Origin of the sequence: Anabaenopsis tanganyikae CS-531, assembly GCF_029891675.1 — a bacterium.
Lineage (GTDB): Bacteria > Cyanobacteriota > Cyanobacteriia > Cyanobacteriales > Nostocaceae > Anabaenopsis > Anabaenopsis arnoldii.
This window is the reverse complement of sequence record NZ_JANQDF010000033.1, coordinates 1-14,109: the sequence shown is the minus strand read 5'-3', so window position 1 is coordinate 14,109 and position 14,109 is coordinate 1. Positions and strand designations below refer to the sequence as shown.

The window sequence follows — 14,109 nt, the reverse complement described above, 5'->3', positions numbered from 1 at the left end:
TTAAATGGGGCGTACAACATATTAAGAAAAGCAGTCCTGAACGCTTTTGCAGACGGGATAGAGGGGTTAGGAGTAACTCCAATCAGGTTTACCCCTGGTAAAGTGACTTTGTAGATTTGTCTATAATTTCACAAACTCTTTACGTTCAATTGCGGGTCGAGCTTCCCGTGATCGTGACTGGGAATATGAACCAGAAGTATGGTTAGCTCTGTGCCGAATGCTGTTATCTTTTGCTGAGTCTGGATATTTGGGTTACAAGGAAACTTTGTTAGAGTTTCCCCTATCCCAGGGTGAAATTCCGGCTGTATTAAAAGATGCGGCTACTTGGGATTGACTACTGTGGTCGGTACTAACAGGCTATCTTCTAGTTTCCCTATACCGAGAAAGCAGGTGTCTTGATTGTACACTCTGGCTATGCCGGCAAAGTCCCCATTTAGGGTGATTTTTTGCCCCTGACACCATCTTACAGCCGGTATATTGGGTAATGTCACTGATGGCAAATGTTCTAAAGGTACATCTGGGGAGATGGGTTGAAATGTCCCTGTTTGTAGTTGTGTTTCTAGGTCACTGAAACTGAGGCTATGTGGCAGGTTAAAACCGCTACTGGCAGTACGTACTAAACCGGCAAGAGTCCCACCAGTTCCTAGGATAGCGCCTAAGTCACGAGCAATGGCTCTAATATATGTACCACTACCACAGGCGATCGCTACATCCAATTCGGGAAAATCTCCCCATCGCCAATCTAAAATTTCTGTGTGAAAAATTTCTACTGTCCGTTTAGGTACTTCCACGGTTTGACCTTGGCGCGCTAAGTCATAAAGGCGTTTACCATCAACTTGGATGGCGCTATAAATTGGGGGGATTTGCTCAATTTTACCTTGAAATTGTGCCAATGCCGTGGTAACTTGAGTCAATGTCAACCCTGGACAAGGTTCACAGCTAATGATTTCACCCTGTAAATCATCCGTTGTGGTCTGCACACCTAAGCGAATGGTCGCTGTGTAGGCTTTATTTTCTGGGAGATATTGTAATAATCTGGTAGCTTTACCCAGAGCGATAGGTAAAACACCCGTCGCAGCTGGGTCTAATGTCCCCGCGTGTCCCACACGTTTGAGTCGCAGAAGTTTGCGTACCCGCGCTACGCAGTCGTGAGATGTCCAGTCATAGGGTTTATTTAAATTCAGAAACCCTTCTAGGGGCAAATTTTGTAAGCTCATATATTATAATTAATCCTTAATCTAATTGCCTTTGCCTAGGGCGATCGCCACTGAACCAGTTACGACTAACAGTGCGCCTAATATGCCAATTACAGTTAAATGTTCTGTGGGCATCAGAGTAGGGTAAACTGTTGATAGGGTGGCAACGGCAATTAAGGTAATAATCGGGGCAATAGCTAACACTGCACTAACTCTTGATGCTGGCCAATGTTGTAATGATTCCGCAAAAGCACCATAGGCGATGAGGGTATTTAAACCACAAAACAGTAAAACTAATAATTGGGAACTGCTCAAGGTGACAATTTTTCCGGGTTGAGCAAAGGGGGTGAATAGTACAGCACATCCCCCATATATAATCACCATGATTTGAGCAGAGGACAGGGAGTTTAATAGTTGTTTTTGGCATAGGGCGTAAATAGCCCATGCTGCAGATCCTAGAACTATTAAACCACTACCAAGGATATATGTTCCCTGGACTGTAATTAAACTCAGTTGCTCATGGAAAAATATCATATATCCAGCAGTGAGGATACTCACCCCTATCCATTGATGCACTGTATAACGCTCTCGGAAAATTACCAAACCACCTAAACTTAATAATAGTGGCGCTAATTGAATCAAAACCTCAGCGTTACCCGCAGAGGTGAAGGCTAACCCTTGCATAAATAACAGGTAGTTAAATCCTAAAAATAGGGTGGCGATCGCTAATAATACCCCTGAACTAGAGCGCAATTTTTGCCAATCGGGTAATTTACCCCCCAATCCTAACAGTACAGCTAGGACTACAAAGGACAACAAAAAGCGAAACCATATAATAGTATAGACATCCAGAACTCGTAAACTTATAGTCAGGGCGATCGGTAAGATTCCCCATAACCAGACTGTTAATAACGATAATCCTAAACCTAAACGCCAACGACCGGAACTTTGATGCATAAGTTAACTGCTGGGGAGTGTCAAGTTTGTAATATCTCTAACAACTGGGATTCAGTCAACTGAGGAATTCCTAAAGCTTCTGCTTTTGCTAACTTAGAACCCGCATCTTCACCCACAAGCAGATAATCAGTTTTTTTGCTGACTGAATTAGTTATCTTACCCCCGGCTGCTTGAATTAACTCTTTAGCCTTATCTCGTGTTAAAGTTGGTAATGTCCCCGTAATTACTAAGATTTTACCAGCTAATTGGGAACTAACCTGAGTCACTGTTTTTGTTTCTTCCCTGGTAGCTAGTTGTAGCCCTGCGGATTGCAACCGGGTAATTAACAATTGATTAGCATCAATCCTGAACCATTGATATACAGATTGGGCAATTTCCGCACCAATACCATAAATACCAGCAATCTCCGATTGTTTAGCTGTGGCTAACTTTTCTACGGTGGGGTACTTCTGAGTTAATAATTGGGCATTGACATTACCCACGTGACGGATACCTAAACCATATAGTACCCTAGACCAGGGTTGATTTTTTGATTGGGCGATCGCCTTGATTAATTTCTCTGCTGATTTTTTCCCCATTCTTTCTAATGCACATACATCACTTTCTGTCAAGTCATATAAATCAGCGACAGAACCCACCAAACCCCTATCCACAAGTTGATAAACTGACTTTTCCCCCAGACCTTTAATATCCAAAGCATCCCGACTTACCCAATGTTCAATTCCCCCTTTGAGAATAGCGGGACAGGAAGCATTAACACAGCGGGTCACCGCTTCACCCAATTCTCTAACCACCGGTTGACCACAAACTGGGCAATGGGTGGGCATAATAAAAGGTTGAGCATCATCTGGACGCAGTTCTGGGAGTACCCGCACCACCTCCGGGATGATTTCCCCAGCTTTACGCACAATCACAGTATCTCCAATGCGGATATCTAACTGCATAATGCGATCGCTATTATGTAAAGTAGCGCGGGAAACCGTAGTCCCAGCTAATTCTACAGGGCGCATTTCAGCCAAAGGCGTTAACGCCCCCGTGCGTCCCACATTCACAGAAATATTTTCTACCCTAGTCGGCGCTTCTTCTGCTGGATATTTTAAAGCAATAGCCCATCGGGGGAACTTCTGGGTAAAACCTAGGTGTTCTTGTAACTTAAAAGAATTTAACTTGACTACTACCCCATCAGTCATGTAAGGTAAAGATAGGCGTTCTGTGTCCCAATATTGGTAATATGCTGCTACCTCAGTCATAGAACCACAGAGTTTATGATTGGGATTCACAGGAAAACCCATAGTTGCCAATAACTCTAAAGCTTCCCATTGGGTATTAGCAATACTTGCATCATCCATCCCGGAAATGTGCAAGGTATAAGCAAAAAAATCTAACCGTCGCTGGGCGACAATGCGGGAGTCTAATTGTCTGAGTGTACCAGATGCAGCGTTGCGGGGGTTAGCAAATAAACTCTCTCCTGATTTTTCCCTCTCGGCGTTAATTTGTTGAAATACCTCCAAAGGTAAAAACGCCTCCCCCCGGACTTCCACCCGGTTGAAACTTTTAGACCCAGCAAAATGTAACTTTAAGGGAATTGAACGAATTGTCCGCACGTTTTGGGTAATGTCTTCACCCACTACCCCATCACCACGAGTTACACCCCTAACTAAAACCCCATTTTCATAGGTTAAAGCCAAAGCTGAACCATCAATTTTTAATTCTGTAACGTATTCTACCCCATCTATTATATGAGGTGCTTGTCGTCGCCAGCGTTTATCCCATCTTTGCAATTCCTCAATATTAAAAGCATTCTCTAAACTGTAGAGAGGAATGTGATGACGTACAGAAGTAAAATGTGTCGCTGGTTTCTCACCCACGCGCTGGGTGGGACTGTCTGGGGTCAGTAATTCAGGATAGTTAGTTTCTAGTTCATACAATTCTCTATATAGTTGGTCATAGACAGCATCCTCCATCATGGGCGCATCTAGGACATAATAAGCATAACTAGCCTGTTGCAACAACTGGCGTAGTTCTTCTATATGTTTTAGTTCCGAGTTAATCTCTGTCATGGGACTGTAGAAATATCCACTATATAGGATGATTAGGGTATTCTTCCAGGTGACTCGGGTTGCTCAGGTTTAATAGTCGCTGTCAGCTACACATAGACCTTTACATTTTATGCCATTGGTGGCAGTCCGATGACAGTGAACACAGAGAACTTTTTCTTTAATGTTGTTTGTATCCGTGCTTGGCTGTAATTTATCTTCTTGGCTGGGTGATTTTACAGTCATAAACCATGAAATAATTTTAGGACTGTTTCCATTTTATCAATATTTTAGAGGTTATTGCATAAGTTTTCAGCCGTAATTTTCATCACATCTTTACCCCATTTAATCCCTTAAATCAAGTCCCTCCCATCAAGAGGGGAGGGTTAGGGTGGGGTCAAACAATATTTGATACACTAATCATAAATTTTCCAACATCCTCTTATAAATCCAACTCCGTTTGACTTACTTTAACTTCCTTCTGCTTCTCCGCACTTCTGAGCACTTCATAACTTAACCGGATATTTAACCTTTCTTTTTTCTCCAGAATATCCGCCACCGTCACAATCTGGATTTTATCACAACTATGGCTCATGTATTTATTTTGGTAAAATCCCGCCTCTTTTGCAGTCTTAAGCATCTGACTAGTGGGAGGTTCTAGAGTTATCAATATGGCAATACTAGCATTTTGTAGGGTCATTGTTCCCAGTAAATCTCGGATATCTCCTGATTTTACTTTCCCTGATTTGACTTGAAAAATCATTTTCTCAGTTTGATCATTACCTTGGAAATAAACAATCCCATCTACACCTTTATCAGCACCTTTTTTATTGTTAATTACTGCTCTGTTGTTAGTGTAAGTTAAAATTGCCCATTTCTCAAATTCTTTGCGGGTGCGATCGTCTGTTTTGTTGGCTAATGCGATCGCGCTTTCTCTATCTTTGGGTATACCATGGAGATTTATGGTTTCTAATACTCCCTTCCCAAAACTATCTTCTAATCTTTTTAAGATTAAGCTAATACTTTGATAGGTGATATCAATCCCTATCCATTGGCGTTCTAATCTTTGGCTGACTGCTACTGTTGTCCCACATCCACAATAGGCATCTAGTATGATATCATTGTCGTTAGAACTCGCTTTGATGATTCTTTCTAGTAGTGCTTCTGGTTTTTGCGTAGGATAACCTAAACGTTCTCTGGACTGAGAATTAATGATTGGTAAAATAATAACATCTGGTGAAGCAACCAAAGGTTTCTGTCTAAAAATAATATTCTTATATTTTTCAGGTTTTAATTTACCTTGTCTAACCGCAGCATCATATTTGTCTTGATTATATACAATTAGTTGAGAGTATTTCCCCTTGTCTGAATGAATTACATTACTATCCCAACCCCTTTTAACTTTTATTTGCTGGGAATCGCTCATCTCAACTTCTGTTAAGTTGAATGTATGGTTATTAGATTTGGAATAAAATAATATAGTATCATGCATTTTTTGGAATTGACTTTGAACGTTTGTCCATCTGCGATAATGCCAAATAATTTCATTTCTAAAATCACCACCCTGAGAACAAAAAACAGCATCTAATACTAACTTTAAATAATGACTCGCATTAGGATCGCAGTGTAGGTAAAAACTACCCGTAGGTTTTAAAACTCGGTGAATCTCCGTGATTCTTAAAGTCATACTCACTAAATAAGCAAGTAAACTACCCTTCCCTAAAACATTTTCTAACCCGATAATTAAATCAATACATTGCTGAGTAAATAAACCATGGTAATTAGTAATAATTTCCTCTATTCCATGTATGGCGTGGTCGTCCCATTCCCATGTATCTATAAATGCTTGAGCTTGGGCTTTATCTTCTGAGCCAATATTATTGTAAATTTGATTGTAATTGCGTTTAGAATTAAAAGGCGGGTCAATATAACACAAATCAACAGACTCATCTTTTATATAGCGTCTTAAAACTTCTAAATTATCTCCATAATAAAGTTGATTAACCATGATGTTTCTGTGGTATGCTGCTTTGCTTGGTTTAACCCTGATTAACCCTTTTTATACTTAAATCGTTTTTTGCTATAGTAGAAAATACCTGATATTATCTGACGTTATATTAAAAAATATTAACTAAATACCTGAAAAAACCTGATTATATCCTGGGGAATTAAGTTATAATTCCTACAGGTGCTACTGACTCTAAGTTTTATGAATGTTACGGAAATTTTACAATTTGTAGATAATTTAGTCTTTACTGAAACAGAACAGCATTTAGATGATTTACAAAAAAAGATTATTGAAGAGGTGTTTAAAGGGAGAACTTATAAACAAATTGCAGAAACCTATGATTATGATGAGGGTTATATTGGTGATGAAAGTCGCAAGTTATTTAAAATCTTATCTCAACACTTGGGAGAAAATATTAATAAATCTAATTTCTGTTGGACTTTAGAACGAGTAAGAGATTCTTCTAATTGTTCTCAACAAATTCTTAATTATGGAAATAATAATATTACTTGGTATTCTAATTATGAAAAACCCCTTCATCCCCAAAATCAACCACCGAATCAACCTGATAACACTGAAAAATCTATAAAAACTTATTATGATTTAAAGCTAGCGCCAAAAGTTACCCAGTTCTACGGAAGAGAACAAGAGCTAGAATTATTACAAGACTGGACATTAAATCATCATATTCCCTTAATAGCCATATTGGGACAAAGGGGAACTGGGAAAACCACCTTAGTTAAAAGGTTTATTGATATCAACTTACAGAAATTTGAATTAATTATCTGGAGAAATCTTAAAATATATCCATCTTCCGTGAATGAGTTATCACATCAAGTCATTACAGAATATTCGGGAACTATCACGCCTAATTTACTAGATAAATCTCTGCTCTACCAATTTTCCCAGTTATGTCGCGAACAAAAGTGCTTAATTGTCTTTGATGATGTCCAAACCCTATTTACTCCCGGGGAATTTGCGGGGAAATATCAACCTCAATATCAAGATTATCAAGGGTTATTTCAGATGTTCACAGAATTAGCGCATCAAAGCACTATAATTCTAATTAGTCAAGAACAACCTCCAGATATTCGTTGTAGAAATCAGGAATTATTCCCCAGTTCATCTGTAAGTAAGTGTTGGGAATTGTCGTGTTTATATAATATAGACTTTCTCCAAAGTATGGGTTTAACATCCCATTCGGAACAGGAATTAATACAACTAATCAAACTTTATAACGGTAATTTTATTTATCTGGGCGATATTGCTGGTTTAATCAGCAATTTATTTGCTGGTAGTGTGAGGGAGTTTTTAGGGGAAAATAACCTAGTAATTACTCAAGATATGAATATTTATTTAACTGAGTTATTCCAGAGATTATCACCTATAGAACAGAAAATAGTCTTAGGAATGAGTAAATCTCAACAACCTGTATCTAGGGAATATTTACGGAAAAATTTATCACTGTCATCTACAGAGTTAATCAATGGCTTACAATCATTATCTCAGCGTTATCTGATTAAAAACATAGCAGCGGATACAGTCATGTTTAGTTTAGATTCAGTGTTTCTGGGTTATTTACAGCAATATATCTTAGATCCCCGACTTCTGGAAGAAGTCGGGGATATGACTACTAAACTAAGTAAAGTTACTTAAGCTGCGCCACTGTTTTTATTAAATAAAATGGCGATGGTTTTGAGAATTAAGTTAAAATCATATAGTAAGCTCCAATTTTTTTGATACTGCAAATCTAGGCGAATCACATCCTCAAAACTGCGTACCTTAGACCTTCCATTAACTTGCCATTCTCCCGTCATACCGGGTCGGACATCTAAACGCTGCCATTCTGGCACTTCGTAGCGTTCTACTTCGTCGGGTGTGGGTGGTCTAGTACCTACTAAGCTCATATCTCCCCGGAGGACATTCCAAAATTGCGGTAGTTCATCTAGGCTGGTACGCCGTAAGAACTTACCTACTTTTGTAATTCTGGGGTCGTTCTCGTTCTTAAAAAATGCTCCCTCAACTTCGTTCTTAACTTGGGATTTTTTCGCCTCTGCATCTACGCACATGGAGCGAAATTTCCAAATTTTAAACTGTTTTCCCATCCAACCGCAGCGGACTTGACTAAAGAAGATGGGTCCGGGGTCATCGAGTTTAATTGCTAGGACTATGGGTATAAATAAAATTCCTGTAATTACTAAACCCACTGTTGCGCCGATAATATCTATAAATCTTTTCATCCAAGATGCTATTGAGGGATGAGTCTGTGGTAATTGTTCCAGGCGCTGGTTAGGTGTGAGGTTTTCGGCTTCTGTAATTTCCCTGCTAGACTCTATGGGAAAGACTTGATCTAGCCCTGTGAGGTTGAGTACGGCCATTACCTGGGGGGTAATATTCCGCAAGGTTAAACTAATCCCTTTTACACGGGTCTGTTTGAAGTTACTGACTAAGGCTCCTAAGCCACTACTATCCATAAAAGTAGTTTGCTCAAAATCAATAATAATCTCTTTGGGAGGGGTGTCTCCTTGAATTAAATCCTCACAGGTCTGTTTAAAGCTAACCGCCTCAAGTACGCTTAACCGGGCTGGTATCTGCACTATTACAGTTTCCTGGAAGGAAGTTACTAAAAAGTCTTCCTGTGTGAGTTGGGTAGTCATGAGGCTCCGCACTTTCGTTTCTATCTAAATTTCGGCCGGGAAAAATTGTTTTGTCCTAGCAGGTTACCTAACTTTGTCTGATATCTGTGGACTGAAGGATTCAGAAGTTAGTTGATGAAGATTAGAGCCGATATTGCCCGCGACGATTCACAATAGAACAAGAAGTAAAGAAAACATACCCGCTTTTGTGCCGACGCAGCGCGATCGCGTTACTCATATCCCATGACTGCTAAAACTACGGTAAAATCTACAGCACGCCTGATGGAGGTCTTTTCTGCTATTCAAGGGGAAGGATTTCATGTTGGGACCCGTCAACTTTTTATTCGCTTTGCTTTATGTGACTTGCGCTGTCACTTCTGCGATAGCGTTCATACTTGGAATGCACCGGTTAATTGTCGCATAGAGCGATCGCCTGGATTGCGCGACTTTGAATTTCACTCTAACCCTGTCCCTCTCACCACTTTAATGGCATGGGTGGAACGGCAAAATTTACCTTTTCTCCACGATAGCATTAGCCTTACTGGCGGCGAACCCCTGCTTCATGCAGCCTTTTTAAAGGAATTTTTGCCCCCGGTGCGATCCCTTACCCAATTGCCTATATATTTGGAGTCTGGAGGACATCGCCCAGAACAGCTGGCTATGATTTTGCCCTATCTGGACTCTGTGGGTATGGATTTAAAACTGCCTAGTGTCAGCGGTGAAACCTATTGGCTAGAACATACAAACTTTTTACAATTATGCTTTGATGCACAAGTTGAGGTTTTTGTCAAGATAATTATTTCTGAGAATACAGACCCGGCGGAGTTGCAACGTTCGGCGGAATTGGTGGCGGGTGTGAGTCCAGATATTCCCATATTTTTACAACCAGTGACACCTTTGGGGGGTGTCTTAGCACCTACTCCCCAACAGGTTTTATTATGGCAAGCTATGATTAAACCTTTGGTACCCCAGGTTAGGGTTGTACCTCAAACCCACAAGATGTTAAATCAATTGTAAGTTACACGTCTATTTTTTGGTAATTTTTCGGGGGAGTTTGCCGCCCCCCTGTTTTTACGGTCAGCCTTCGTCGCTGCTTCTAGATTTGGCTTTGGCTTTATTTGCACTGCGTTTGAGGGCAGATAGTCGGTTTTCGTAGCGAGTCCGTTGGCGTTTACTAGGTGTTGTGTCAATCATGGTTTTTAAGGCGCTTCCTAGGCTCTTGTAGGCGTTGGGTAAGCTATAACCAAAACGGGTCGCTAGGGCGATCGCTTTTTCGTCCGCAGCAATTAATTCTCTGATTTGCTTTTCGCCATTATTTTTTTGATATAATCGCCACCCGGAAACTCCACATAGGGCTAGGGCTAATACTAGCAATAATCCATCCTGTACCCACAATTCACCCACGGCACCGCCTAACCCAATGGCTAATGCTGCCATTTCCCAACCATCTTTAGGAATTGTATCATTTTGAATCCGCGCTACTTCGTGCCAAAACAATAGATTGCGCTGATCCATTGCTAGAGCATCCCATTTCACCAAGTCAATTTGAATTTCTACTTGGTCTTTACTAATTTCTTCACAGCGGATTAGGGGTGGGTTAACTTCGGTTGTTCCTTCAACTGTCACCCAGCTTTGTAATTCCGGCGGTAGTAAGCCTTTTAAGCGCCGCAGTTCGCCCATTTCTGCTCTAGCAAAGGAGGTTGCGTAGGATGTCATAAAATCCAGCCCTAGAAAAATTCAGTATACTTTGGAGTATAGCTATTTCAGTGATGATTGGCCTGATCACTGGTTAGCTCTGTTAATGTGCATTTTAAACCAGAAACCCCGTTTTTTTGTTAGGATGCAAAAAAACCAACACATCACACTTGCCAGGCAGTTTGTTGGCAAGTAGGTCGGTGATTGGGTAGAATTGTAACACAATGGACAAAACACCTGAGGTTTAATGTCTGATTATTTCCAAGGAAATTTACCATTACAGTCCGTTTCCCAGATCAAAAGTGCAATCCGGGGACTTAAGGCTGAAACCAAAGAGGTGAGTGAAGATTTGGCGGCGACTATCGCCGCTGCTGCTGAGGAACGTAAGGCGGGTGATATCTTAGTTCTTAGGGTGGCAGATGTCTCTTATCTGGCTGATTACTTTGTGATCATGACCGGTTATTCTCGCGTACAGGTCAGGGCGATCGCCAATGCTATTGAGGCTCAGGTAAAGGCTGATTGGCAAAGGCTACCTCTCCACAGTGAGGGTAAGGTTGATGCTAGTTGGGTGCTGCTCGATTACGGTGAGGTGATTGTTCATGTCATGATGCCTACAGAGAGGGAATTTTATAATTTAGAAGCATTCTGGGGTCATGCAGAACACGTTTCTCTGACAAGTTCTCAACAGGGTGGGGGTTAGCTAACATGATTAGGCCTTCGGTTTCTTATTGTCCAGTTCCTATCGAGCAACAACCGCTCAATGAATATGAACAGTTAAAAACATCTTGGCTATTTTGTGATTGTATCTTGAATAGGCGCGATTATATCACAAGGCTGGTGGGGATTTGGAGTTTGTCTTGGTTGGTGGCAGGTCCAGTGGCCGCGGCTAGTTTCCCCCCACATAAACATCTGGCCCATTTTCTCCTCTGTGGTTCCGCAGGTGCTAGTGTGGGGGTGATTTTGGTGCTGGTTCGGTTGTTCTTGGGCTGGCTTTATATTCGCGATCGCCTCTATAATCCCACTGTGTTTTATGAAGAGTCGGGGTGGTATGATGGCCAAACTTGGACTAAGCCCCAAGAGGTAATTATGCGCGATCGCTTAATTGTCTCCTACGAAATTAAGCCTATTCTCCAGCGGTTAACATTTACTGCCGCTGTCTTGGCGGGAATGTTTGCTATTGGTACTATAGTTTGGCAATTCTCATAAATCCTCATCTGGTCATTGGTAAGTTACCAATGACTAACAATTAAATCATCTAAATCATCACAAAAGGTAATAAATTTTCACCCATGACAATGGGAAAACGCACTCAAGCCATACCTCTGGAAGTCCGTCTCCTACGGGAAGGAATTGTCGAATCTCGCCATATAGTCCAGGCTGTTGTCTGCGATGACCGGGGACGGGTGCTGTCTGTGGCTGGTAACTCTGAAACTACGGCCTTTGTCCGCTCCGCACTCAAACCTTTTCAAGCACTGGCAGTTACTACTACAGGCACCCTAGAACGCTATAATCTGAGCGATCGGGATTTGGCTATAATTACCAGTTCCCACAAGGGAACCATCCAACAGGTCAGACAAGTCTTTAATGTTCTCTGGCGCGCTGACCTTGACCCCCAATCTCTCCAATGTCCCCAACCTGAAGGTAAAAATAGCCCCCTAGAATATAACTGCTCCGGTAAACACGCCGGGATGTTAGCTGTTTGTCAACAACGCCATTGGCCTTTACACAACTACTTAGAACGTAAGCACCCCGTACAGCAGCTGGTTTTAGGCAAAGTCGCCGAACTGCTACGTATGCCGGCCGAGGAGTTCCTCAGCGCCCATGATGACTGCGGCGCTCCCACCTATTTAATGCAAATCAGTCAAATGGCCTCCTTATATGCTCTGTTGGCTTCTAGTAGCAATGTCGATATGGAGCGCATTGTCCGGGCTATGACTCATCACCCCGCCATGGTAGCCGGTGTAGGGGAATTTGACACCGAACTCATGGGTTTAGCCCCCGGCGAACTCATCAGTAAGTCAGGTGCCGAAGGAGTGCAATGTATCGGCAGGCTGGGGGAAGGTATGGGGCTAACTATTAAGGTCATGGATGGGGCAAAACGCGCTAAATATGCCGTGGCTATTCACCTACTGCAACAAATGGGTTGGATTAGTCCCAGCGCCGCCCAAAGTCTGAGTGAGCAGTTTATGATTTTGGGTAAATACAAGCGTTTAGAAGTCATTGGAGAATTATCATTTTTATAGTTGACAAACTTCTGGCTTTATGGTTATACTGTAAAGGTCAAGAAGCGACGCGGGATAGAGCAGCCTGGTAGCTCGTCGGGCTCATAACCCGAAGGTCAGTGGTTCAAATCCACTTCCCGCCACCACATCAAAGATAAATAAGACCCTGGTTACTTTATTGTTTCCAGGGTTTTGTTTTTGTCGCGCCTATTCCCCATTTGATAGAAGTTGGATAAATCCCACCGAGGTTTTACACAGATACCCCCTAGTTTGGGATAGGGGGGTGTGTTAGCGTAGCCTAACCCACCCATCTACTGAAGGAGTAAAACAGCCCTGCTGGGGAACAGGGATGTTTATCAATTTACCAGCTAGTGCTTACTACACAAAGAGAATGTTCTGTGATAGAAGTCCACTATTATTTTCCCCGATGTTACCAATGATTACACTACCAGCAGCAAAGTTTCCATCAACATCATAGAATATATCACCTGTATCAGTGGCGATACCAAGGCGGACATTGCTTTGATTGTAAGTTTCAATGTTACCTGCTGTATTGTAGAAGATAGTGTCTGCAGTATTATTAGCTCCACTCGGATTAATGTCAGCCGTTCCAGATACTGTGACTTGAAAGGTTGTACTATCAAAGCGTAGAATGTCGCCACCTGACCCAGTAGTAAAATCAGTGATGATATTTCTATTGGCGGTAGTTGTAATTCCATCAAAAGCAAAAGTATTAACACCAGCACCACCAGTTAAGGTGTCAACGCCATTTCCACCAATTAAGGTGTCATTTCCATCTCCACCGGTGATGCTGTCATTCCCATCTCCACCATCAATATAAATGTGATTGCTACTACCGTAAGTAGAAGCATTGATGGTGTCATCTCCATTTCCACCGTTGACGGTGCGGATACCTGCTGTTTGGGCGTTTGCTGCTAGGGTGATGTTGTTATTACCATTGGCTGTGGTTAATATTTCTACGCTGGTTTTATTAGCAAAGGCTGCATCTGCAAGGTCTTGAGCATCATTGGTGAGTTGAATGGTGTCTGTATTCGCACCACCAGCTATGGTAACAGCAGCGAACTGGACGGTGTCGGTAAATATGAATCGGTTATCTCCATCTCCACCCATTAAGCTATCAGCACCACCACCACCGGTAATGGTGTCGTTTCCAATTCCACCGTCAATGGTGTCAGCACCTGTACCACCAGTTAAGGTGTCAGCACCATCTCCACCTTCAATATAAATAGCAGTGGTGTAAGTAGCAGCATTGATAATGTCATTACCTGTACCACCAATGACGGTGAGGATACCTGCTTGCTGGGCTTCTGTTCCTAGGGTGATGGTATTATCACCATT

General features: G+C 41.8%; 12 protein-coding genes, 1 tRNA gene and 1 pseudogene. 7 read left to right on the top strand and 7 right to left on the bottom strand.

What is annotated here, in order from left to right:
• Positions 1-136: 136 nt before the first annotated feature.
• Positions 137-334: pseudogene (locus tag NWP22_RS03680) on the top strand (hypothetical protein); the annotation flags it as partial.
• Here the strand turns inward: NWP22_RS03680 and truB are convergent.
• From truB to NWP22_RS03660, 4 genes are all read right to left on the bottom strand, one after another.
• Entirely contained in the window at positions 321-1,217 is an 897-nt protein-coding gene (gene truB, locus NWP22_RS03675; RefSeq protein WP_271732185.1) for a tRNA pseudouridine(55) synthase TruB, read from the bottom strand. The pseudogene NWP22_RS03680 and the gene truB overlap by 14 nt on opposite strands.
• Before the next feature lie 21 nt (positions 1,218-1,238).
• Positions 1,239-2,153 carry a DMT family transporter gene (locus NWP22_RS03670; protein ID WP_271732184.1) on the bottom strand — a complete coding sequence of 305 codons (915 nt, stop codon included), beginning with the start codon at positions 2,151-2,153 and terminating at the stop codon, positions 1,239-1,241.
• 20 nt (positions 2,154-2,173) lie between these two features.
• Positions 2,174-4,213: an NAD-dependent DNA ligase LigA gene (gene ligA, locus NWP22_RS03665; protein ID WP_280801525.1), complete on the bottom strand. Its 2,040-nt coding sequence runs from the start codon at positions 4,211-4,213 to the stop codon at positions 2,174-2,176.
• Positions 4,214-4,631: 418 nt separating this feature from the next.
• Positions 4,632-6,197, bottom strand: coding sequence for a DNA methyltransferase (locus NWP22_RS03660; protein ID WP_280801524.1), 1,566 nt, complete (start codon positions 6,195-6,197; stop codon positions 4,632-4,634).
• Positions 6,198-6,398: 201 nt separating this feature from the next.
• On the opposite strand from NWP22_RS03660, the gene NWP22_RS03655 reads away from it, so the two are divergent.
• The gene (locus NWP22_RS03655) at positions 6,399-7,853 is read left to right on the top strand and encodes a helix-turn-helix domain-containing protein (RefSeq protein ID WP_280801523.1); all 1,455 of its coding nucleotides are present in this window, start codon (positions 6,399-6,401) and stop codon (positions 7,851-7,853) included.
• Here NWP22_RS03655 and NWP22_RS03650 read toward each other — a convergent pair.
• The gene (locus tag NWP22_RS03650) at positions 7,850-8,854 is read right to left on the bottom strand and encodes an anti-sigma factor antagonist (RefSeq protein WP_271732180.1); all 1,005 of its coding nucleotides are present in this window, start codon (positions 8,852-8,854) and stop codon (positions 7,850-7,852) included. The two genes, NWP22_RS03655 and NWP22_RS03650, sit on opposite strands and share 4 nt — an antisense overlap.
• Before the next feature lie 222 nt (positions 8,855-9,076).
• On the opposite strand from NWP22_RS03650, the gene NWP22_RS03645 reads away from it, so the two are divergent.
• A complete protein-coding gene (locus tag NWP22_RS03645; protein ID WP_271732179.1) occupies positions 9,077-9,850 on the top strand; it encodes a 7-carboxy-7-deazaguanine synthase QueE in 774 nt (257 codons plus the stop codon).
• Between the two features lie 60 nt (positions 9,851-9,910).
• On the opposite strand, the gene NWP22_RS03640 is transcribed toward NWP22_RS03645, so the two are convergent.
• A complete protein-coding gene (locus tag NWP22_RS03640; protein ID WP_271732178.1) occupies positions 9,911-10,549 on the bottom strand; it encodes a DUF3318 domain-containing protein in 639 nt (212 codons plus the stop codon).
• Positions 10,550-10,775: 226 nt separating this feature from the next.
• On the opposite strand from NWP22_RS03640, the gene rsfS reads away from it, so the two are divergent.
• The 4 genes from rsfS to NWP22_RS03620 all read left to right on the top strand — a co-directional run bounded on the left by rsfS (position 10,776) and on the right by NWP22_RS03620 (position 12,896).
• On the top strand, positions 10,776-11,228 hold the full coding sequence (gene rsfS, locus NWP22_RS03635) for a ribosome silencing factor (RefSeq protein ID WP_271732177.1): 453 nt from the start codon (positions 10,776-10,778) through the stop codon (positions 11,226-11,228).
• A gap of 5 nt (positions 11,229-11,233) precedes the next feature.
• Positions 11,234-11,734 (top strand): CGLD27 family protein, encoded by a 501-nt coding sequence (locus NWP22_RS03630; protein ID WP_271732175.1) that lies wholly within the window; start codon positions 11,234-11,236, stop codon positions 11,732-11,734.
• Positions 11,735-11,817: 83 nt separating this feature from the next.
• Positions 11,818-12,771 (top strand): asparaginase, encoded by a 954-nt coding sequence (locus tag NWP22_RS03625; protein ID WP_280793805.1) that lies wholly within the window; start codon positions 11,818-11,820, stop codon positions 12,769-12,771.
• Positions 12,772-12,819: 48 nt separating this feature from the next.
• A tRNA-Met gene (locus NWP22_RS03620) sits at positions 12,820-12,896 on the top strand.
• A 232-nt stretch (positions 12,897-13,128) separates the two neighbouring features.
• Here NWP22_RS03620 and NWP22_RS03615 read toward each other — a convergent pair.
• Positions 13,129-14,109, bottom strand: a 981-nt coding sequence (locus tag NWP22_RS03615) for a calcium-binding protein (protein WP_280801522.1), incomplete at its 5' end; no start/stop codon positions are given.